We start from the raw sequence: 22455 nt of genomic DNA, 5'->3' as shown, positions 1-22455 counted from the left end.
TTTTGCAATTAATCTCTTGTTGCCAAGGTCACATTTTCACCTATCCAGCAGCCAGTATTGATGGTCTGTCCTACTTCATAGCCTTCAGTAAACAATTCCTCTTTAGAAGGGAATCTAGCTTTGGCATTGGACATGCCAGAGTTGTCACCAGCTCTGCGGAATGCGTCATAGGCAGCAATAAAGATAGAGTAATCTTTCACTCTACTCTGACCACCTCTACACTCTTGAGATGACTGCATGTATAGGTTACCGATCAACGTCCAAGCTTCAGTAGCCTTGTTGGAGTTGAGTTCAGCAGCTTTCTTAGCAGAAGATCTTGCAGATGACTTTTGTCCTTTTTGGGAATAAGCTTTAGCAATATCATAATGCACATCACCTTTCTGTTCATCGTTAGCAGCCAAAGTCAAAGCTTTTTCGAATAGCTCAATTGCTCTGTCATACTCCTGGTTCTGCATATATCTCATACCTCTTACTTGAGATGTGGAGAAAGTTGGGTCGTCATTATCGATGATTTCAAGTGAAGCTGTAAAAGCCTCAGTGCTTGTACACTTATATTTCACAGAATACTGGAAAATCTGCTGGGCAAGCTTGATGTTTTCCGGCTCGGCCTTCAATCTTGGACCCAACTTGTTTTCAATGAAATCACAATCGATCAAATCCATCGCAACTACCAATTGCTCAACTTGTCCTCTTTGAGTAGCCACATCGGTACCCTCAGCTTCAGCATTATCAATGATTTCGGTCACTTTGGCCAACTTATCCAGCAAATCATCCGTGGACAAGGATTTATTCATCAGATAATGTCTTCTTACCAAGTCAAAGTATGCAGGAGTCAAAGTATGGCTAATGCTACCATGTATTTCAATGGCTCTGTCGAAATCCTCCACAGCACCACCTACTCTGTCTTTGTCATCCTTGAAGTACTGATAGCCATAGTAAGCTTTATTCTCGATCCATCTGTCTTCATTGTCATAAAGCTCATTTCTCTTGTCATAGATCACCATTACAGAATCCTGATAAACTTTTTTCTGATCAGCATCATCTACAGCTTTCTGAGCTCCATCATACACTTTCACACCGTTGATGTAAAGAGCTTCATTCAAATCTGGTGCGTTGGTCAACAACCAGTTCAAAGGTTTTGTCGCGGCAACGAATTCGCCGGACTTCAAATAGTCATTATAGGCAGCGTTATACTCTCTGGCTTTAGACTCCTTTTCTGGATCTTCTGGCCAGTTCCAAGTTCCCTGAGCTTGAACCATCCCCACTACCATGAAGGACAGCACGCCTAATAAGGCTGATTTTGCTTTCATCTTTTTCATACTTTATTCAAATACTTTTTTATAGAACCAACTATTGTCATTTATTGAAAAACCCAAGGAAACCTTAAAATAGTTCTCTCTTACCAAACCATTATCTGCAGTTCCTCGAGTTCCCAGCTTCATTGCGACGTTCATCAGGGAGAGCTGATTCATAGGAATCGACGCTCCAAAATTAATGCCAAGGTCATTGATCGCGGTGTTGTTAACTAAATAAGGCGTTTGTTCAAATTCTACCCCCATTCGGTACATAGAGCGGGCAAACACACTTTCCAAAGAAAACAAATCCGGGATGTACTGACCTCCCAAGGCTACCCTGAACGAATTGTTCATCATTCCGCTTGCGCCATCAAAAGATCTATATCGAGAGAAATCCTGATGCTGGGCTTCAAGTCCCACTACGAACTTGTTGAGTTTTTCATAACTGACCCCATAACCTAACCTGTTAGGCAAATAGATGGATCCTTCCACATTATCTCTTAAAACGCTGCCCGGCGCATTCGGGTTGCTAGCTTGGCCAAAATCGCCAACTTTCGCAAACTCTTTTCCACTAATGTCTCCGTAGGCCTGATAAATGGCCCCAAAGTGCATATAACGCTGTTTTCCCAAGGGCAACATGTAGTGGGCACCACCCTTGAAAGCGATATCGTTCAATGTTAATCTTTCATAATATTCAGACTCCACACCGACTCTTTCTCCATTTTCATTCTCCAACCTCAGCTGGTTTGTTCTGACAGTAGAACCAAAAACGTAGGATGCCTGTAAACCCAGATGGAAATTTTTGGCCACCTTAAACCCGGTGTTCACATAAGTTTCGCTCAACCCGCCATTCCCTTGGATTACATTGTTGCTGAATAGGTCCGAATTCTGTACAGGTCCCCTTTGGGATAAGTCATAGTTGACCGCACTAATTTGGTTCAAGCCCACTCCAACTGACATCTTCGAAGGGCTCACCGGAAGGGACATGGCAGCATAGCTCAATCCGCCTCCATCAAGTTCGGCCGTCCTGTCACCAGAAGTGGCCGTCAGCCTGTTGTAATTGAAAGCTGCCTGAAAGTTAAATGCATAATTCTGCACCGAAAGAGCAGGATTGACGTGGTTGACTCCCAAGCTGTTTCCATAACTGATGCCCAAGCCTCCCATTGCCTGGTTTTGTGTCAAACCCGAGGTATTGAGCTGGCCTATGCCCAAAGAGCTGTAGGTAGTCGTCCCCGATTGGGCAAACACGGTAAATTGTATTAAAAAGGTGCTCATCACACCTAGGAAATTCAGTCTAGTTTTTCTCGACATTGTAAGTTAAAATTCTATTTAATCCATGAAGGACCAAATTGGGGATTACAAATATGTGGTCTTTTGTCAGACTTTCAAAGAAATTTGCGTCTCCACCACAAATAAACACCTTCAAACCTGCATGATTTTGAGCATATTGATCCACGAAGCCCAAAATTTCCGCCTTCACCCCGTGATAGATTCCGCTCTGTAGACAGGTCACAGTGGTGTCACCCACTTCCCTCACCATCGGATCCACCGAAACCATCGGAAGCTTGGCCGTAAACTCGTGCATGGCCCTGGCCCGCATCAACAAACCCGGTGAAATAGCCCCTCCCAAATAAGATTGCTTTTCATCTAATAGGTCGTAAGTGATACAAGTACCCAAATCAATGGTCAAAACCGGGCCTTCTGCCCAATCCAACGCACCGATCACGGCAGCAAGCCTGTCCAAGCCCAAAGTTTCCGGTGTGCCATACTTGTTATTAATAGGCAATGGGAGGGTGTGGTCGAAATACAGAAAGTCAAACGACCATTCGGCCTGCAGCGTATCCATATCATCTTTCACGGAACTCACCAGCACCTGGTCTTTTTCCAGCGACTCCACGTATTGTGTCACTTCGGAAAGCAGGCCAAACCAGCGTTCCTCCTGAAGCTTGTTGCCCCAGAATAGCCCGGTTTTGATGCGCGTGTTACCAATGTCAATGATTAGGTTTCTCAAAATTGCGAATGGGAGTAGATTTTGGCCATATCCGAAAGTTCGCTCTAAATTTAAGGAATAATAAAAAGGGGCGGGTTTTCAATAGAATAAATTTAACTTTACTGCCTTGTATTTAACAAACTTTAACCCAGCATGCCTACACGCAAAACCTATGGAATTATCGGCCTGATGTCAGGCACATCGGGCGATGGACTCGATATCGCCTATTGTGAATTTGAAAGAAACCAGGGTTGGAATTACAGGATTGCAAAAGCAAAAACGGCCATATTCCCAACAGATTTGGGACTAAAGCTTTCCAAAAGCCATCTATTGGGTGCCGAAGAGTTACGGATGTTGGATGTCGGTTTTGGAAAATGGATGGGGGAACAGGTTAGCATTTTTTGCAAGGCCGAAAACATCAAACCTCTAGCAGTAGCCTCCCATGGACACACCGTTTTTCACCGTCCCGATCAAGGCAATACTTTTCAGATCGGCAATGGGTGGAGCCTGCAGGAAAGCTGTGGCCTGCCTGTGATCAATGATTTCAGGATGCGCGATGTGCAGCTAGGCGGACAAGGCGCCCCCTTGGTACCCATCGGCGACATGCTGCTTTTCCAGGAATACGATTACTGCCTCAACCTGGGTGGCATTGCCAATATTTCATTTGAAACTGATGGACAAAGAAAGGCCTTCGATGTGTCCCCTTTTAATTTGCTTCTAAACCATTTTTCCCAAAAGCTTGGGAAGCCCTATGATGAAGGCGGGCAGTTGGCCAAAAAGGGCAATGTGGATAACCCTCTGCTTGAAAGGTTAAACAATATTCCCTTTTACACTTCCAAAAACGCCAAATCCCTTGGCCGGGAGGATATTGAAGAGGTTTTTCTTCCTTTGCTGAAGGCTGCTGGCCTAGCCCCAAAGGACACGCTGGCTACTTTAAATGCCCATTATGTAACACAACTCGCCGAGGCTATTCCCGTAAAAGACCAAAGCCGCTTGCTGGTGACGGGAGGGGGTGCTTACAATGCTTATTTTATAGAATGCCTTAAGGAAAAGTTAGCGCCCAGTATCCAGGTAGTGGTGCCTGACGCCGATGTGGTAGAATATAAAGAAGCTTTGATTTTTGCCTTCATGGGGGCTTTACACCTGAGAAACGAGCCTAATTGCCTTGCCAGCGTGACAGGAGCTAGCAGGGACAATATCGGCGGTGTATGTTATGGCAGGGAGCTTTTGAACGATCTTCCTTAAGAAAAATTATAGCCCATTGCCGGCACCCTTCTTATATATGTAAACAATTTTAATATTTTTGCCTGAACACTATAAACCCAAATGTAATGAAAGAATTATTAGCCAAGTTTGAAAACAAACAACCTGAAATTGTTTTTGAATGGAGCGATAGCGAAACCGAAGCGGAAGGCTGGGTTGTCATCAATTCACTCCGTGGCGGTGCAGCCGGCGGAGGGACCCGTATGAGAAAAGGTTTGGACAAAAGGGAAGTAGAATCCCTAGCCAAAACCATGGAGGTAAAATTCACCGTATCCGGCCCCGCAATTGGCGGCGCCAAATCGGGTATCAACTTCGACCCCGCTGACCCAAGAAAAGACGAGGTATTGAAAAGATGGTACAAGGCGGTGATGCCATTGTTGAAAAACTACTACGGCACAGGGGGAGACCTCAACGTGGACGAAATCCATGAGGTGATCCCAATTACCGAATCTTACGGCCTTTGGCATCCACAGGAGGGCGTAGTAAATGGGCATTTCCACGCCACCGAACCACAAAAAATCAGAAAGATAGGCCAACTGCGCCAAGGAGTTTCCAAAGTTTTGGAAGATCCCCACTATACCCCTAACGGACCAAAAAAATATACCGTAGCCGATATGATTACAGGCTATGGCGTAGCAGAAGCCGTAAGACACTATTATAAAACCTGGGGCGGAAACCTGAAAGGAAAGAGAGCTGTCATCCAGGGATGGGGCAACGTAGGGGCTGCGGCCGCATGTTTCCTTGCCGTAGAAGGCGTGAAAATCGTGGGCATCATCGATCGAGAGGGTGGATTAATCAACGAAAAGGGCTTCACTCTTGACGAGGTTCGCGAGCTGTTTGTAAACAGAGAAGGTAACAAGTTGGTGGCGGAAAACATGGTTTCCTTTGAGGAAATGAACCAGAGGGTTTGGGATCTTGAAAGCGAGATCTTTATTCCGGCTGCGGCTTCCAGGTTGATCACCAAGGAGCAAGTAGAGAGAATGGCCAATGCCGGCCTTGAGGTTATTTCTTGTGGTGCCAATGTACCTTTCGCGGATAAGGAGATTTTCTTTGGTCCTACGGGCGTTTTCGCGGATGAACGCGTGGCAGTTATCCCTGATTTCATCGCTAACTGCGGGATGGCAAGGGTTTTTGCCTATCTGATGTCTGAAAAAGCGGTGTTGACCGATGACGGAATCTTCAAAGACGTGAGCAGGACCATCGCCAAGGCCATGAAAAAGACCTATGAAAAGAACCCATCCAAAACCAGAATAGCCCAATCCTCATTTGAAATTGCGCTCAACCAGCTGGTATAAATTAAAGTATCCAAACCAGGCCCCTCCACAGGCCTGGTTTTATTTTTAAATGACTGCGGAGAAGATTATGGAGCCTCTATTTTCCGCTCACACAATTTTTTTTCTAAATGTAAAAATACACGCTTCGAATTTCTAAATTTGGATTCTATTATAGAATCAAACCTTAATGAAAAACTATGTTGCCGTTGTAATGCTGCTGTTGGGCATTTGTCTTTCACCCGGACAAGAACTTTTGGCACTGCAAACAACCCCATCGCAAGAAACCACCCCCGAGTACCAAGAAAATATCCAAGATTTAGACACAGATGAGGTTCCCGAATCCATATTGGAGCCTGAGCATCTGGATGAACATGGGCATGCTCCTGGTTGGTTGGTGATTCCCTTTGTGCTTCTGCTGCTGATGATCGCCACAGGCCCACTGTTTTATGAGCATTTTTGGCATCACCACTACCCCAAAGTAGCCGTGGGTCTGGCTTTCATAGTGGTTTGCTATTACTTGTTTGTCCTCCACAATGTGCACCACCCCGTGCATGCCATGGCGGAATACATTCAATTCATTGCCCTTTTGGCTTCACTTTATATAGCATCGGGCGGGATTTTGATTGAGATAGACAAGAAATCCACACCACTGGCCAATGTGGCTTTGTTGGTGATCGGGGCTTTGGTTTCCAACCTAATTGGTACCACAGGAGCTTCCATGCTATTGATACGGCCATTTATACGCCTTAACAAAAACAATATTAAAGCCTACCATATCATCTTTTTCATTTTCATGGTGAGCAATGTGGGCGGTTCATTGACTCCGATTGGTGATCCACCGCTATTCTTGGGATTCCTAAAAGGAGTACCCTTTTTCTGGACGCTGGAAGCCAACTGGCCGGCATGGGTACTGGCTCTGGCCCTGTTGTCCACAGCTTTCTACTTTATTGACCGCAAATTTGGCAAAACCGAAGATGAGTTGGCTTTGGAGGAGGAAGTGACCTACACCAATAAATTCAGAATGGTAGGGGCAAAAAACTTCCTTTGGCTGCTAATTGTGATCCTATCGGTCTTCTTGGACCCAAATGTACTGGACTGGGTTCCTGCCATCCATTATGATGGGCAGAAGTTTTCCTTTCTAAGGGAAATCATTATGCTCAGCGTGGCATTTTTATCCTACAAATTTGCTAACCAAGAAGCCATAAAGGGCAACGAATTCAATTTCGAGCCTATCCGGGAAGTTGCTTTTATCTTTATCGGCATATTTGGCACCATGATGCCGGCCCTTGAACTCGTCGGTAATTTTGCCAAATCCCCTGAAGGAGCCGCCCTGATTACACACAATACGCTTTACTGGGGCACAGGATTGCTTTCCGGGTTTCTGGACAATGCACCTACTTATTTAAACTTCCTGGCAGCTGCAATGGCCTCTCAAGGGGCAGATATCAACAGTGTGACCATGGTACAGGATTTTGCATTAAACAGGTACGAGGACTCAGCATTTGAATTGATGGCTATATCCATTGCTGCCGTATTCTTCGGCGCCATGACCTATATAGGCAACGGACCCAATTTCATGGTAAAATCTATCGCGGAACAAAACGGCATAAAAATGCCCTCCTTCTTTGGCTATATCCTGAGGTTTTCAATTCCTCTATTGCTGCCAATCCTGATAATAACTTGGCTGATTTTCTTCGCATTTGTCTAAAGCGGAATACAACCTCATAAAAAAGGTCGCAGAAAACATCCTGCGACCTTTTTTTTATAATTTGCATTAAAAGAATCATGGTTGCTCCACTTGGCTTTTCACCTTTAAAACCCTGGGGCTCAACAGCAAGACCTTTTGGGTAGTCTCAAGCTCATATGTGGATAAGTTTCCCGAAACCGGGTCTGTGGATAACTTTGCCATGGTTTCGGACTGGTAAAAAGTATTCTTGTCGAAAGCTTTCACCAATATTTCATCCACTCGATCCCCATCATATATTACCGTCATTTCCTCGATGTTTGAATTTTCACCTGGCTTGAGTCTATAGCTTGTAGTCCCGTTTTCATCCACAATATCGTAAGCGGTGGCCAAAGATGCTTTATTGATATCGGCCTGAATAAACCAATCCAGTTCACTCCTCCACTGCTCCCTAGTGAGTTGCTGCCTTACTTGTTCATGATCTCCATTCACATACAGATCCTTCCGCAAGTCTACCCCCTCCAATCCGTCTATCTGTTTGTTGATAAAGTCAGATATGGGAAAATAAGTATCTATCTGTGTGGGGTTCTTTATGGGCTTTTCCACCTGATTTCCACAGGAAGCCAGCATCCATACAACTGCACAAATTCCTAATTTTCTCCACATACTATTTCAAAAGCACTTCTCCGGTCATTTCTTTTGGGATATCCACACCCATCAGTTTGAGAATTGTGGGTGCAAGATCTCCAAGCTTACCGTCTTTTACCTCCAATTTATCCACAGGGTCCACCATTATACAAGGCACCAAGTTAGTGGTGTGTGCAGTATTTGGCGTACCGTCCTCGTTGATCATCATGTCGCTGTTGCCATGATCAGCGATCACGATGGTGGTGTATCCATGCGCCAAAGCTTTGCCAATCACTGACTCAGCACACTTATCCACAGCCTCACATGCTTTGACGGCGGCCTCAAAAACCCCTGTATGTCCAACCATATCCGGGTTCGCATAATTCAGGCAAACAAAGTCTACCTCTTCACGCTCCAATTCGGTATTAATCTTGGAAGTGATTTCAAAGGCACTCATTTCAGGCTTTAGATCATAAGTTGCCACTTTGGGCGAGCTGCATAGGATACGGCTTTCTCCTTCAAACACGGTTTCACGTCCTCCAGAAAAGAAAAAGGTAACGTGTGGATACTTCTCTGTTTCAGCAATCCTTATCTGGCTTTTTCCAGCTGCTGCCAACACTTCACCGAGCGTCTGTTGAAGATTATCTTTGTCGAAGATGACCTTCACGTTGTTGAAAGTTTCATCGTAATTAGTGAAAGTGATGTAATCCAGATCAAGTTTTCTCATCTGGTACTCATCAAAATCCCTCTGGGAAAGCACCTGGGTGATTTCCCTACCACGGTCGGTACGGAAATTAAAACACACCACCATATCCTTATCCTCAATCACACCCAAAGGCTTGCCTTCATTGTTCATGCCTATGATAGGACGGATAAACTCATCTGTCACCCCATTGTCATAAGATTTTTGGATCGCATCAATGATGTTTTTGGATCTTTCTCCTTCACCTTTGACCATGGCATCGTATGCCAGCTTTACCCTTTCCCAACGGTTGTCGCGGTCCATGGCATAGTATCGGCCAATTACCGAAGCAATTTTTCCGGTCGAATGCTCCAGGTGAGCCTGCAAATCCTTTAAATATGCCACTCCGCCTTTGGGATCGGTATCCCGGCCATCGGTAAAGGCGTGGATAAACGCTTCCTCCACCCCATTGGCCTTGGCTGCATCGCAGAGGCCTTTGAGGTGATCAATATGGGAGTGCACACCTCCATCTGATACCAACCCGATAAAGTGCACCTTGCCGCCTCTTTCCTTGACATTGGCAAATGCCTGCGCCAAGATTGGATTGCTGGCCAGCTCACCGTTCTTTACAGCATTGTTAATCTTAACCAGGTCTTGATAAACAACTCTTCCTGCGCCTATATTCATATGCCCAACTTCAGAATTGCCCATCTGCCCTTCAGGCAAACCAACAGCAAGACCGGAAGCTTCCAGTTTGGAGTGAGGGTATTTTTCAAAAAGAGAATCGATAAAAGGCGTCTTGGCCTTCGCTATGGCAGAAACCTCCGGGTTGGTGGCAATACCCCAACCATCCAGAATCATCAGTAACACTTTCTTATTCATATGGCAAATATAGCAATTTTGATTCAAGGCTAGAATCCTTCCTCAGGTTACCTTTTTATGAATCATTTTAGGTTCAAATGGTTTTTGAAATTGAAATATTTTAGGTTGCTTTGCACCCAAAACATCCAGAGTCCTATTTTTTCAAGATTAGTTAAATTGGCAAAGTATTTGAAGAAGCCATGGTAATGAAAACCCCTAATGCCCTTTCTGCTTTAGTTTTATCCTTTTTGCTCCTGCTTCCAGTCGTGGCAAACGGCTTGGCTGTGGAAGAAATTGTAACTTCCTTCAAGATAGGATCGAGCAGAGATTTGGCTAAATATTTCGAAAACACCGTTGAGCTGAATGTCAACGGCAGCCAGGGCGATTTTTCAAGGAGCCAAGCCGAATTGGTCTTCAGAGATTTTTTCAAACGCTATCCAGCCGAGGATTTTCAGGTCGTGCACAAGGGAGAATCCCTCCAAAACATCAAATATATGATTGGTTACTACTCCAGTCAAGAGTGTACATTCAGAGTGCTCATCAAGGCCCGTGAAGTAAACGACCAGATGAGGATCTACAGCATGGACTTCAAAAAAGACTAAATAACCAATTTTACAACCCCTTCCGTTTTGCGCTTATCGAGCATCAGGGACTTAGGTTTGCTGCCTGAATAAATGTGGACAATATTCTGCTGACCTTCAAAATATTTAAGCAGCAAAGTGTTCTTATACCTCACTTCTTTAGGTCTTTTCGCTTTTTCGCTTTCCAAATAGAACCAAGCCGCATCCTCCTCTACCTCAAAACCCAGATAGGACAATCGCAGAATGTTGCCATTGACCTCAAGGCTGTTGTTTTTCAAAAGGTAATCCTCCACCATTTTCTCCAAAGTCACATTATCCGCAGGATTGAGAAAATTGATAGACTCCCCGCTTTCACCGGCAAGGGCCTCCTCCAAGTCATCCCAAAAAATTCTTTGTGCGATTTCAAACCGTTGGGTGTCCGAATTATACCTAGCTTCGGTTAGGCTGATGTAAAAGGGGTGAAAATTTACCATCCATCCTAAAATGGCGGTTAAAATAAAATGGACAGGCATTTACTTATGGCTTTTGCTATTTTTGTGCAAATTATACATTAATATTACAATCCCGAAAAGGGCCATCTTAAAAAAATATAATACAAAATACAATTATGAGTCAATTTGAAGTTTATTTCAAATTAGGTATTGCCCATATCCTGGATTTAGAGGGTTTTGACCACATTCTTTTCGTCATTGCGCTCTGTGCAATTTATCTCGGAAGAGACTGGCGAAAGATCATCATTCTGGTCACTGCCTTTACTATCGGACACTCCATCACCTTGGCCCTTGCCACCTTGAACATCATCAAAGTCAATAGCGCAATGGTCGAATTCCTCATTCCGGTCACCATTGCCATCACCGCCCTTTTCAACATCTTCAAACCGCGCCCTACCAACGGTCGGGGAGTTCAGATAAACTATTTCTTTGCGCTTTTCTTCGGACTTATCCACGGTTTGGGTTTTTCCAATTACCTGCGATCCCTTTTGGGCAGGGAAGCCTCCATCTTCCAGCCTCTATTGGCTTTCAACCTCGGCCTTGAGGTTGGGCAATTGGCCATCGTCGCCATTTTCCTGCTCATCGGATCCATCTTCGTGGGCATATTTGGCAACCGCAAGGAGTGGACTCTGGTCACTTCGGCGGTAGTATTGGGTATGGCCGTGATGATGGTGCTGGAGAATAGGTATTGGTAAAGGGAGACCGGAGACCGAAAGCAAATATATTGAGGGAAGGCTGAGGGGGAATATTTATAAATCACACTATGAAAAAAACAATTCTATTCGTTTTAATGGGCTTTATGCTTTCCCCATTGGCCCAAGGACAGCACAGCGAACAAAACCATGCCGAGCGATTCGAGCAACTCGGCCCCATGTTGCGCTCACCAAACGTTTACCGGACCGCCTCTGGGGCGCCCGGACACATGTATTGGCAACAAAAGGCCGACCATGAGATCGAAGTAGAGCTGGATGATGAAAACCAGTCCATAACCGGTACCCAGAAAGTCACCTATTTCAACAATTCACCTGACCAGCTCAATTACCTCTGGATTCAGCTCGACCAAAACGAGCGGGCTAAAGATTCAGACACCCATAAAATTGCCCCAAGCAAAATAGATTCCCGCATGTCGCTCAGGCAGCTGGAAACGATCCTCTGGCATGACCTGGACCTGGGATACAAGATCAATTCGGTGAGAGACCTTCAGGGCAATGACATCCCGGTCACCATCAACAAAACCATGATGCGGGTAGACCTGCCCGAACCGTTGAAAGCAGGGGAGACATTTGAGTTTCGTGTGGATTGGAGCTTTAACATCCATGACAGGATGAGCTTCATCGGTGGCCGCCCGGGCTATGAGTATTTTGAAAAGGACGGCAACTACCTTTATACCATGGCCGAATGGTTTCCAAGAATGGCCGTTTATTCTGATTTTGAAGGCTGGCAAAACAAGCAGTTTTATGGCAGGGGAGAATTTGCCCTGACTTTTGGGGATTATAAAGTTTCGATCACCGTTCCTGCCGACCATATGGTGGGTTCCACAGGTGTTTTGCAAAATCCGGAAGAGGTGCTCAGCCCAACGGAACTTGACCGTTGGAATCAAGCGCAACAGACTTTCGACAAGCCGGTGGTGATCCGCACCCAGGCCGAAGCCGAAAGACTCGAAAAAGGCCGGGCCAAGGACAAGAAAACCTGGATATTCCATGCCGAAAACGTACGCGATTTTGCTTGGACCAGCAGCCGAAAATTCATCTGGGATGCCATGGCAGTGGAACTTGGCGGCAAGAATGTGATGGCCATGTCCTACTATGGCAAAGAAGGCAACCCGCTCTGGGAGCAATATTCTACAAGAGTAGTGGCACACACGCTAAAATCATATTCCAAAAAGACGTTTGATTATCCCTACCCGGTGGCCATTTCCGTGGAAGGCAGCAATGGCATGGAATACCCCATGATCTGCTTCAACTACGGCCGGCCTGATGAAGACGGCACCTACTCGGAAGCGGTGAAATATGGGATGATCTCCGTGATTATCCACGAAGTAGGCCACAACTTTTTCCCCATGATTGTCAATTCCGACGAAAGACAGTGGTCCTGGATGGATGAAGGGCTGAATACCTTCATGCAGTTTATGGCAGAACAGGAATGGGACAGGGATTATCCCTCCCGTAGAGGCCCAGCGCATAAAATCGTGCCCTACATGCGCTCCGAAAAGCACCTTTTGGAGCCCATCATGACCAATTCTGAAAACATCATCCAGTTTGGGCCAAACGCCTATGCCAAGCCAGCCACGGCGCTAAATATCCTTCGTGAAACTGTGATGGGAAGGGAATTATTTGATTATGCCTTCAAGGAATATTCCCAACGCTGGAAATTCAAACATCCTACACCGGAGGATTTCTTCAGAACGATGGAAGATGCTTCGGCAGTTGATTTGGACTGGTTTTGGAGAGGATGGTTTTTTGGCACAGAGCCAGTGGACATGGCCATCAGCGAAGTGAACCATTACAAAATGGACAGCAAGGATCCAAAAGAGATCAAAGCCCGCCAAAAAGAGGCTTTTGAAAGAGAAGAGGATTACATCAGCAAAGCCCACAACCGTAATGACATTGCCCAAACGGTGGTGGAATCAGATCCTGAAACCAGGGATTTCTACAATTCTTTTGACAGATTTAGGGTCACTCCTGAGGATGAAAAAGAATATAAGGAATTTATGGCCAGACTTTCTGAAAAAGAAAGGGAATTGTTGAATTCTGGCATGAATTTTTATGAAATAACTTTCGAAAACATCGGCGGCTTGGTAATGCCCTTGATCATTGAATTCAACTATCGGGACGGAACTTCAGAAATTGAAAGAATTCCTGCTGAAATTTGGAGATTGAACGAGTCGGAGGTTACCAAAGTATTCCCGAAAAAGAAAGAGGTCCAAAGCATCGTCCTCGATCCATATAGGGAAACAGCTGATATCGACGAAGCAAATAACTACTGGCCAAGACAACATTTGCCTTCCCGATTTGAGCTTTTCAAGCAAAACTCAGGAGCAAGGGGCGCATCCACGGGAGATAATCCCATGAAAAGGGCCAGAAGAAGATAATACCTTGATTACATAAACCAACTAATCCAGGTAAGGCGGACCTCTCGGGGCCCGCCTTTATTTTTATAGCTTTCCCCGTCAAAAGTCATTTACCCCAGCAGCTCCAAACTTTTAATGCTCAATTAAGCATTAAAAATGCTTTTTGTCGAAGAGGACCCGAAGAGGAGGCGAAGAGGAGGCAAAGAGGAGGCGTAGGAGCTGATAGACCGAATTAAAGTATGTGAAAGTTAATAATCGCTAATTTCACGCTAGTACCAATACGGATATTTACTCTGCAACAAGCGACACCTTTGGCGCAATTTATGGGGAATGGTGCACTATTAAAGTCCCTAATGGATTCCTAGCTTGGAATAAATTCTTTAGTTTTGGGCTTTTGATCAGAAAACGAAAATAAGATATAGAAAAATGAGCAAACCAACACTTTTAGTACTGGCCGCCGGAATGGGCAGCAGATATGGAGGAAATAAGCAGATAGACGGATTCGGACCAAATGGGGAGACCATCATCGAGTATTCCATTTACGATGCCATCCGCACGGGTTTTGGCAAGGTAGTTTTTATTGTGAGAAAAGAAATATTGGAAGAAGTGAAGGAGAAATTTCTTCCAAAGCTGGAAGGAAAGATCGAAGTGGAATTTGTGCTTCAATCCCTGGATTCGTTTGTTCCTTCTGAATACAACAATCCAGAGAGGTCCAAGCCATACGGAACGGCCCATGCAGTGCTTTGCGCTCAAGATGTGATCAAGGAGCCTTTTGCGGTCATCAATGCAGATGATTTCTATGGACAGGAGGCTTTCAAAGTGCTTTCGCAGTTTCTGAGCAATGGCGTGCAGCCAAACCTCCACTGCATGGTAGGGTATGAGCTTCAAAACGTGCTTTCCGAAAACGGAACCGTTTCTAGAGGCATCTGCGAAACCAACGAGGAAAACCAGTTATTGGGCATGGTAGAGACGACCGATATCGGTAGAGACGGTGATAAAATCGTGACCAAGATGAACGGTGAGGCTATAGAGTTAGCGCCTACTGCCCAAGCTTCCATGAACTGCTGGGGCTTTCATCCTTCCTTTATGGAGGCCATCAACGACATGTGGTCGGAGTTTTTGAAAAACAACTACACCAATCCCAAGTCGGAATTTTATATTCCCACTGTGGCCAATCACCTGATTCAGGAAAACAAGGCTGCTGTGGAAATCCTTGCCGGCGGCAAGACCTGGTTTGGCGTTACCTACACAGACGACAAGCCTGAGGTGATCAGCTCACTTAAAAAACTTCACGAGGAAGGGGAATATCCCCAAAACTTGTGGAACTAAACACCTTCAAGCCATGCGAACAATAGCATGGCTTTTTTTTATTCCTTCCTGCCAAAATACGGATAAGCATGCATGCTGTGCTCATGGATATCAAGTCCCTCTTTTTCCACAGATTCGGGGACCCTCAAGCCGAAGACTTTTTTGATGGCAAGAAAGAATATCAAACTGAACCCTACGCAAAATCCTCCCACAATTAATATACCCAGCCCTTGAGACAAAAGCTGGCCCAAACCAGCCTTTTCACCAATCAGCCCCACTGCCAGAGTGCCCCATATCCCACTCAAAAGATGGACAGGGACCACACCTACGGGATCATCTACTTTGATTTTATCCATAAAAATCACCCCAAATATCACCATCACCCCCGCCACAAAGCCTATCAGCCCTGCCTGCCAAATATTCATCACATCGGCCCCGGCAGTAATGGCCACCAGTCCAGCCAAAATCCCATTGAGGACCATGGTCACGTCAAAGGTTTTGAATTGGTAGTAAGAGGTAAAATGCGCCCCCACCGATGCGGCCGCAGCAGCCACACCCGTGGTGACAAAGATCCTGGAAAGCTGCCCCGGCTCTGCGGAGCCCAGGGAACCACCATTAAACCCAAACCAGCCGAACCAAAGAAGAAATACGCCCAAAGTAGCCAAGGGAATGTTGTGCCCAGGAAAAGCCTTGATTTTTCCATTGGTGAATTTCCCCAGTCTTGGCCCTACCACTATGGCACCTATCAGGGCCGCCCAGCCTCCCGCACTGTGAAGCAGGGTGCTCCCGGCAAAATCATAAAAAGGAACCTCCCAATTATCCATAAAGCCACCTCCCCACTTCCATCGGGCCACTATAGGAAAACAGAGGCCGATGTAAAAGGTGGAAAAAAGCAAAAAGGGCCGTAATTTTATCCGCTCCGCCACTCCTCCCGAAACGATAGTGGCGGAGGTAGCCGCAAACATGGCCTGAAAAATAAAATGCGTGTAGTTGGTATATTGATCATCAATGGTATCAAACCCGTCATTTCCGTCGGGAAAATAGACTCCAATTCGGAGAAGTCCTTTTAAGTCTTCGGCATGCATGATATTATACCCAATGAAAGCATAGGTAAGAATGCCAATGGAGGGGATAATGGAATTTTTATAAAGGATGTTGATCGTGTTTTTCTGCCGGGTTAACCCAGCCTCCAGGGCCGCAAATCCAATATGCATGATAAAGACCAGAATGGTGGCCATGATCATCCAGAGGTTATTTAGCATCAGGTTTTCCCCCATTACGCCTCTGTTTTGGATGGGATAAGAAATTCCCTGATTTCTACCACTGCTATTCCCACATTGGGCTCCAAATGGTTTTTTATTAAACTGATGACCTCGTCAAGCTGTTCGGAATGGATAATCAATTCGATTTTGATCCTATCAGAAAAATTTGTCGAAGAAGGCACTCCCCGATATTGCGTGCCTTTGCCTTTGATCAGGGATACATTGCTTACCTGATAAAAATTAATGTTCAGGACCTTTTCAGAGCCTATCTTATCAAGAAAGGCATCCAGCTCATCCATCGGCAAGTAAGACTCTATTTTTAGCATAGGCTTTTCGGTCATCATTATTGCCCAACTAAGCCCTAAAGGGAATTGTTTGATAAACGGCCTTGAGACTCAAACATAAATATCTTAAAATTGGTATTCTTTAAACGGAATATTTATTGCGGGGAAGTTTTTCTAAATAACACGCTCATGAAACAATTGATATTTTCCACCCGACCCTTCTTCACCGATGTTGGACTGTTGATTTTCCGCGTTGGGGTGTCATTGATGATGATGACCCATGGCTGGGCAAAGATCCTTAACTTCAGCGAAAGGCTGGGCTCCTTCCCTGATCCATTGGGCATAGGGTCTGCTTTCTCCCTTCAGCTGGTGATTTTTGCGGAGTTTTTCTGCGCTATCCTTGTAGCACTGGGTTTTGCCACCCGATTGGCTTTGATCCCTTTAATCATTAACATGTTCGTGATTTCCTTTGTCGTCCATGCTGGGGAGGGATTTTCGGACAAAGAATTGCCTCTCCTATTTTTGCTTTCCTGGATATTTTTATTCTTGCGGGGAGCAGGCATCTACTCCATGGACGGGCAGATGATGAAACGAAAAAAATATTAATCTTCGGCCCGAATGGTCCCGTTATCAATTCGGAAAAAGGCCTTTTCGGAATCAATAGATGCCAAAATCTGCTTGGACCTTTCCGGTCTGGCGTCGGTGATAAAAAGTTGCCCAAACTGATGGTCGGCCACCAGGCTGACCATTTTTTCTATCCTGGCATCATCCAGCTTGTCAAAGATATCATCCAAAAGCAGAATCGGCTTCACGCCCATCCCCTCTTCCAAAACCTGGAACTGGGAAAGCTTCAAGGCAATCAAATAGCTTTTCTGCTGACCCTGAGAGCCGTATTTTTTTAAGGGAAACCCATCTATTTCAAAAGCAAAATCATCTCGATGAATCCCTTTATTAGTTCTTTTCAAAGCTAAATCCCGGTGCAGGGAGTCCCTAAACACTTTTTCAAAGCCCTCCGGTTCACAATGGCTTTCATAGCCAACCGAAACCGCCTCTTTACTATCCGAAATCACCCTGTAATGATGCTCAAACTTAGGACTGAAGTTTTCAATAAACTCCAACCTTTTCTGGGAAATCACCTTACTGAGGGAAATCAACTCTATATTATAGGGTTCCAACAATTCTTTATCAAATCTACCACCCTCGGCAAACTGTTTCAAAAGCGCGTTTCTCTGCTTGAGAAAATGCTGGTACCGCACCAGAGATTGCAGGTAATTACGGTCTAGCTGCGAAAGCATGCTGTCGACAAACTTCCGCCTATCCTCGCTTCCGCCTTTGATCAGCTGTATATCATCGGGGGCAATCATCACTACGGGAAATTGCCCGATGTGGTCACTCATTTTCTCATAGGCCTTTCCGGCCAAGACAAGCTGCTTCTTTTTTCCCGCCTCAAAAATGCACCGCAGCTCCAGATCTTTTCCCTCCCTATCAAATTCCCCTGCTATAGTAAAGAAGCTTTCATTATGCAGGATGTTTTGGGAATCAATGGAATTAAAAGCACTGCGGGTAAAGCATAGGTAGTGGATGGCATCTAGCAGATTGGTTTTCCCGCTTCCGTTCATTCCCAAAAAGCAGTTGATCTCTTTTGAAAACACAGCCCTTTCCTGTTTATAATTCTTGAACTGGTTGAGCTTGATGTTTTTCAGGTGCATAAGGAATGGTTTGGGAGCATAAAAGTACATTTATTGTACCAATATAGAAAACGGAAAAGCCTTTACTAATAGGTCCAAGGCAGGCTCCAAAACATGGAAAGGTTTTGCTAATCAGCGAAACATGGCCTATATTTGACCCGCAAACTTAGGCTATTTATACAAAATTCGATATGGCGAAGAAGAGTTCGAATAAAACCAAGGCGAAAGCAAAATATTCAAAGGAGACCTATACCTATTGGTATGAGAGCATGTTGCTCATGAGAAGGTTTGAGGAAAAGGCAGGCCAACTTTATGGACAGCAGAAGATCAGAGGTTTCTGTCACTTATATATTGGCCAGGAGGCCTGCGCTTCCGGTGCCATCACGGCACTTGAAAAGGATGACAAGTGGATCACTGCTTACCGTGACCATGCCCATCCGTTGGGACTAGGCACTGACCCGGGTGCTGTAATGGCTGAACTTTATGGCAAGGCTACCGGTACCACTAAGGGTAAAGGTGGCTCCATGCACATCTTTGACAAGGAAGTTAACTTCGTAGGTGGACACGGTATCGTGGGTGCCCAGGTGCCTATGGGTCTTGGAATCGGCTTTGCCGAAAAATACCAAGGAACCAAAAACCTTTGCATCTGCCACATGGGTGATGGTGCGGTGAGACAAGGTGCCGTCCATGAAGCATTCAACTTGGCTATGCTTTACAAAGCTCCGGTGATTTTCGTCATAGAAAACAACGGTTATGCCATGGGTACAGCCGTGAAGAGATCCTCTAACGTGGAAGACCTTTCTACCATTGGTGAGTCTTACGATATGCCTTCTTTCCCAGTGGACGGTATGAACGTGGAAGCTGTTCACGAGGCAGTAGCTGAAGCAGCGGAAAGAGCCAGAAAAGGTGATGGACCAACATTGTTGGAATTCAGAACTTATAGGTATAAAGGGCACTCCATGTCCGATCCCCAGAAATACAGAACCAGGGAGGAAGTGGAAGAATACAAGCAGCGTGACCCAATCGAGCAGGTGAAGAAAACCATTTTGGACAACAACATCCTGACCGAAGAAGAAATCGAGGCAATCAACAAGAAAGTGAAAAAGCAGGTAGAAGATGCGGTGAAATTTGCCGAAGAATCACCTTGGCCTGATGGACAGGATGCCTTCAAGGACGTGTATGTTCAGGAAGATTATCCTTTTGTGATGGAATAAATTGGCCATATAAGATATTTTAACCCCCAAAATGAAATCATTTTGGGGGTTATTTTTTTATTAGACAAAAGAATGTCCTAATATTAGGGCTTCATTTGCCAAGCTCCTTTAGTTATTGGCGAATGAGAGGGGAAATAAGATATTGCTATTAAATAAAACATCCTCTATATTTGCGACTGAAAATTAGTAAAAATGGCGAAGACAGACATTAAAAACGTAAAAGCACAACAAGAGCAGGCAAATGAACTTCTGGAAAATCCAGATGTGATTGCCGACAGGTTAGGAAGAGGAGAGGCGTTCTTGAAAGAGAATTCCAAAATTGTAGGTGGGATAATCATTGCTATTGTTTTGGTCATCGCCGGTGTTATCGGTTTTCAGATCCACAAAGCAAACCAAAACAAAGTGGCCCAAGCCGAAATGTTCCAGGCAGTATATTACTGGGAGCAGGACGAAGCTGACTTGGCTTTGAACGGTGACGGTGAGCATGCCGGTTTCCTAACTATCATTGACAAGTACAGCGGTACGGACGCTGCAAACCTGGCGCACTTCTACACCGGATCTCTTTATTTGGCCGAAGGCGAGCACCAGAAAGCCATCGATCACCTTAAGAAATTCTCTTCGAGCGACTTCTTTGTTCAGGCCAGAGCTTATGCCTTGATCGGCGATGCCCAGATGGAACTTGGACAGGTTGGCGATGCCATCAGCTCATACAAAAGAGCTGCTGATTACAAGGAAAACAAGTTTTTCACCCCTCGTTATTTGAACAAACTGGCTATTGCCTATGAGGAAAACGGTGATATCAACAATGCAATCAAGACTTACGAGCAAATCGAAGAGAAATACTTCGAGTCATATGAATTTACTGCAGCACGAAAGCATAAAGCGCGCTTAGAAGGCCTTGCCTCTAGGTAATGCTGCTGTGCAGAGCATTTTAGAGAGAGTAAGGCCCATTGGTCTTACTCTTTTTTGTTTTTACTACCCATCAAAACTCACCAACTTATGGCTACCCAACTTAAAAACCTCTGCGAATACTCATCAGGCAACATCCCGGACATCAGTGACAAGAAATTTGCCGTGGTGGTGTCAGAGTGGAATGAGGATGTCACCGAAGCCCTTTATGAAGGAGCTATCAGCACCCTGCTCAAGCATGGGGCAAAGAAGGAAAACATCTTCCGAAAAGACGTACCGGGCTCCTTTGAGCTATCGCTTGGCGCCCAGTGGACGGCCGAAATCGAGGAGATCGATGCGGTGATCTGTCTTGGCTGTGTGATCCAAGGCGAGACTAAGCACTTTGACTTCATCTGTGACGCCGTGGCCCACGGCATCACAAATGTGAGCCTTAAATACAACAAACCGGTCATCTTTGGTGTATTAACACCCAACACGCAGCAGCAGGCATTGGACCGCGCAGGTGGCAAACATGGCAACAAAGGCGACGAAGCTGCCATCACCGCCATCAAAATGCTGGGCTTTTAACCAACTATTTATTTAACCCTATCCCTTCCGTTTTCAAAAACGGAAGTCTTTCAGCTATGAAAATCATGAAATTTGGTGGCACTTCTGTCGGCAAACCCGAAAGAATGCACCAGGTCAAAGACCTCATTATTCAGGATGACTCCCCAAAAATAGTTGTCCTTTCTGCCCTTGCCGGCACCACCAACGCCCTGGTTCAGATCGGGGAGGCTTTGAGCCATGCCGACAAGAAAGGGGCAAAGCTCATAATTGACGAACTGCAAAGCCATTATGAAAGCTTCTACCTTGAGCTATTGGGAACCGATGCCGGAAGGGCCAAAGCGCTCAGCATCATCCAAGAGCATTTCGAGTTTCTGAACATTATCTTAAAAATTAACTTCAACGAGGCCATCAACCGTGACATCCTGGCACAGGGGGAACTGTTGTCCACGAAGTTGTTTTGCACCTTGCTGGATGAATTGTTCATAGATGCCGTTTTCCTGCCTGCCATCGACTTCATGAGTATAGATGAAAACCAGGAGCCGGAACTGCTCAAAATTGAGGAAAGGCTAAAGGCAATTCTGTCCGACTATCCTCACCAGAAGCTGTTTATAACCCAGGGGTTTGTCTGCAAAAACCACCGAAAGGAAATCGACAATCTAAAAAGAGGGGGAAGTGATTACACCGCCTCCCTTATAGGCGCGGCATTAAATGCCGAGGTGATCGAAATCTGGACGGACATTGATGGGATGCATAACAATGACCCCCGGATCGTAGACCAGACCAAACCGATTGCGCAGCTGTCTTTTGATGAAGCGGCTGAATTGGCCTATTTTGGAGCCAAAATTCTACACCCTGCTTCCATTTGGCCTGCCCAGATGTACAATGTGCCGGTAAAGCTGCTCAACACCATGCAACCCGAGGCTTTGGGAACCACCATTACCGCTGAGGAACAAGGGCAAGGGGTGAAAGCCATTGCGGCCAAGGACGGCATTACGGCCATTAAAATCAAATCCAGCCGAATGCTTCTAGCTTACGGATTCTTGAGAAAGGTTTTTGAAATCTTTGAGAAATTCAAAACACCGATTGACATGATTACCACTTCAGAGGTAGCCCTTTCGGTGACAATTGATGACGAAACCCATCTTGCGGAGCTGATTGCAGAATTGGAGCACTTTGGTGTGGTGGAAGTGGATCAGAACCAAAGTATCATTTGCATAGTCGGCAACATGGTCGCAGAAAGCAAAGGAACCTTGAAGGATATCATGGATGCCATGATCGAATACCCCATCCGGATGGTATCCTATGGCGGCAGCCGCCACAATGTGTCTCTGCTGGTAAATACGTCCATCAAAAATGATGCGCTCCGAACCCTCAACAAGAGCCTGTTCACCTTCAATTAAAAGAAAGCCAGCCCTCGGGTTGGCTT

The 22455-nt window shown here is 45.4% G+C and carries 21 protein-coding genes; 12 read left to right on the top strand and 9 right to left on the bottom strand.

Translation table 11 applies throughout. The features are described 5' to 3' along the window. Positions 1-8: 8 nt before the first annotated feature. From KI659_RS05825 to KI659_RS05815, 3 genes are read right to left on the bottom strand one after another with little or no spacing between them, the layout of a single operon-like run. Positions 9-1319, bottom strand: coding sequence for a tetratricopeptide repeat protein (locus KI659_RS05825; RefSeq protein ID WP_317195927.1), 1311 nt, complete (start codon positions 1317-1319; stop codon positions 9-11). 3 nt (positions 1320-1322) lie between these two features. Beyond that, the gene (locus tag KI659_RS05820) at positions 1323-2606 is read right to left on the bottom strand and encodes a hypothetical protein (protein ID WP_213944422.1); all 1284 of its coding nucleotides are present in this window, start codon (positions 2604-2606) and stop codon (positions 1323-1325) included. Next, entirely contained in the window at positions 2590-3306 is a 717-nt protein-coding gene (locus KI659_RS05815) for a type III pantothenate kinase (protein ID WP_213944421.1), read from the bottom strand. Before KI659_RS05815 ends, KI659_RS05820 begins: the two co-directional genes overlap by 17 nt. A 132-nt stretch (positions 3307-3438) precedes the next feature. Between KI659_RS05815 and KI659_RS05810 the strand changes: the two genes are divergently transcribed. The 3 genes from KI659_RS05810 (at position 3439) to KI659_RS05800 (ending at position 7530) form a co-directional block, all read left to right on the top strand. Continuing rightward, on the top strand, positions 3439-4530 hold the full coding sequence (locus KI659_RS05810; RefSeq protein WP_213944420.1) for an anhydro-N-acetylmuramic acid kinase: 1092 nt from the start codon (positions 3439-3441) through the stop codon (positions 4528-4530). Between the two features lie 86 nt (positions 4531-4616). After that, positions 4617-5843 carry a Glu/Leu/Phe/Val dehydrogenase dimerization domain-containing protein gene (locus KI659_RS05805; protein ID WP_213944419.1) on the top strand — a complete coding sequence of 409 codons (1227 nt, stop codon included), beginning with the start codon at positions 4617-4619 and terminating at the stop codon, positions 5841-5843. Between the two features lie 166 nt (positions 5844-6009). Continuing rightward, positions 6010-7530, top strand: a complete 1521-nt coding sequence (locus KI659_RS05800; protein WP_213944418.1) for a sodium:proton antiporter — start codon at positions 6010-6012, stop codon at positions 7528-7530. Between the two features lie 75 nt (positions 7531-7605). Here the strand turns inward: KI659_RS05800 and KI659_RS05795 are convergent, their stop codons facing one another. Both KI659_RS05795 and gpmI read right to left on the bottom strand, forming a co-directional pair. Then, positions 7606-8172 (bottom strand): hypothetical protein, encoded by a 567-nt coding sequence (locus tag KI659_RS05795; RefSeq protein WP_213944417.1) that lies wholly within the window; start codon positions 8170-8172, stop codon positions 7606-7608. 1 nt (position 8173) lies between these two features. Further along, positions 8174-9697 (bottom strand): 2,3-bisphosphoglycerate-independent phosphoglycerate mutase, encoded by a 1524-nt coding sequence (gpmI, locus tag KI659_RS05790; RefSeq protein ID WP_213944416.1) that lies wholly within the window; start codon positions 9695-9697, stop codon positions 8174-8176. A gap of 185 nt (positions 9698-9882) precedes the next feature. Here gpmI and KI659_RS05785 point away from each other — a divergent pair, with 185 nt between their 5' ends. After that, the gene (locus KI659_RS05785; RefSeq protein WP_213944415.1) at positions 9883-10278 is read left to right on the top strand and encodes a DUF4783 domain-containing protein; all 396 of its coding nucleotides are present in this window, start codon (positions 9883-9885) and stop codon (positions 10276-10278) included. Here the strand turns inward: KI659_RS05785 and KI659_RS05780 are convergent. Continuing rightward, positions 10275-10769 (bottom strand): DUF6702 family protein, encoded by a 495-nt coding sequence (locus tag KI659_RS05780; protein WP_213944414.1) that lies wholly within the window; start codon positions 10767-10769, stop codon positions 10275-10277. The two genes, KI659_RS05785 and KI659_RS05780, sit on opposite strands and share 4 nt — an antisense overlap. A gap of 95 nt (positions 10770-10864) precedes the next feature. Here KI659_RS05780 and KI659_RS05775 point away from each other — a divergent pair, with 95 nt between their 5' ends. From KI659_RS05775 to KI659_RS05765, 3 genes are all read left to right on the top strand, one after another. Beyond that, positions 10865-11443 carry a HupE/UreJ family protein gene (locus KI659_RS05775; RefSeq protein WP_213944413.1) on the top strand — a complete coding sequence of 193 codons (579 nt, stop codon included), beginning with the start codon at positions 10865-10867 and terminating at the stop codon, positions 11441-11443. A gap of 68 nt (positions 11444-11511) precedes the next feature. After that, entirely contained in the window at positions 11512-13839 is a 2328-nt protein-coding gene (locus tag KI659_RS05770; RefSeq protein WP_213944412.1) for a M1 family metallopeptidase, read from the top strand. A gap of 405 nt (positions 13840-14244) precedes the next feature. Next, on the top strand, positions 14245-15147 hold the full coding sequence (locus KI659_RS05765) for a sugar phosphate nucleotidyltransferase (RefSeq protein WP_213944411.1): 903 nt from the start codon (positions 14245-14247) through the stop codon (positions 15145-15147). Between the two features lie 38 nt (positions 15148-15185). On the opposite strand, the gene KI659_RS05760 is transcribed toward KI659_RS05765, so the two are convergent. Continuing rightward, the gene (locus KI659_RS05760) at positions 15186-16403 is read right to left on the bottom strand and encodes an ammonium transporter (protein WP_246535303.1); all 1218 of its coding nucleotides are present in this window, start codon (positions 16401-16403) and stop codon (positions 15186-15188) included. Continuing rightward, positions 16403-16714 carry a P-II family nitrogen regulator gene (locus tag KI659_RS05755; RefSeq protein WP_213944410.1) on the bottom strand — a complete coding sequence of 104 codons (312 nt, stop codon included), beginning with the start codon at positions 16712-16714 and terminating at the stop codon, positions 16403-16405. The genes KI659_RS05760 and KI659_RS05755 overlap by 1 nt, the downstream gene beginning before the upstream one ends. 147 nt (positions 16715-16861) lie before the next feature. Between KI659_RS05755 and KI659_RS05750 the strand changes: the two genes are divergently transcribed. After that, on the top strand, positions 16862-17278 hold the full coding sequence (locus KI659_RS05750; protein ID WP_213944409.1) for a DoxX family protein: 417 nt from the start codon (positions 16862-16864) through the stop codon (positions 17276-17278). Here the strand turns inward: KI659_RS05750 and recF are convergent. Beyond that, positions 17275-18381 carry a DNA replication/repair protein RecF gene (gene recF / locus KI659_RS05745; protein ID WP_213944408.1) on the bottom strand — a complete coding sequence of 369 codons (1107 nt, stop codon included), beginning with the start codon at positions 18379-18381 and terminating at the stop codon, positions 17275-17277. The genes KI659_RS05750 and recF overlap by 4 nt on opposite strands. Positions 18382-18551: 170 nt before the next feature. Here recF and pdhA point away from each other — a divergent pair, with 170 nt between their 5' ends. The 4 genes from pdhA to KI659_RS05725 all read left to right on the top strand — a co-directional run bounded on the left by pdhA (position 18552) and on the right by KI659_RS05725 (position 22429). Further along, positions 18552-19574: a pyruvate dehydrogenase (acetyl-transferring) E1 component subunit alpha gene (pdhA, locus tag KI659_RS05740; protein WP_213944407.1), complete on the top strand. Its 1023-nt coding sequence runs from the start codon at positions 18552-18554 to the stop codon at positions 19572-19574. Between the two features lie 192 nt (positions 19575-19766). Further along, positions 19767-20486, top strand: coding sequence for a tetratricopeptide repeat protein (locus tag KI659_RS05735; RefSeq protein ID WP_213944406.1), 720 nt, complete (start codon positions 19767-19769; stop codon positions 20484-20486). Positions 20487-20573: 87 nt separating this feature from the next. Then, a complete protein-coding gene (gene ribH / locus KI659_RS05730) occupies positions 20574-21050 on the top strand; it encodes a 6,7-dimethyl-8-ribityllumazine synthase (protein WP_213944405.1) in 477 nt (158 codons plus the stop codon). A gap of 56 nt (positions 21051-21106) precedes the next feature. Continuing rightward, positions 21107-22429: an aspartate kinase gene (locus KI659_RS05725; RefSeq protein WP_213944404.1), complete on the top strand. Its 1323-nt coding sequence runs from the start codon at positions 21107-21109 to the stop codon at positions 22427-22429. The last annotated feature ends 26 nt before the right edge of the window (positions 22430-22455 follow it).

The sequence above is a fragment of the Litoribacter ruber genome, from assembly GCF_018449405.1.
GTDB classification, from domain to species: Bacteria; Bacteroidota; Bacteroidia; order Cytophagales; family Cyclobacteriaceae; genus Litoribacter; species Litoribacter ruber.
The sequence above is the reverse complement of the archived record's forward strand: the minus strand, read 5'-3'. Positions and strand labels throughout refer to the sequence as shown.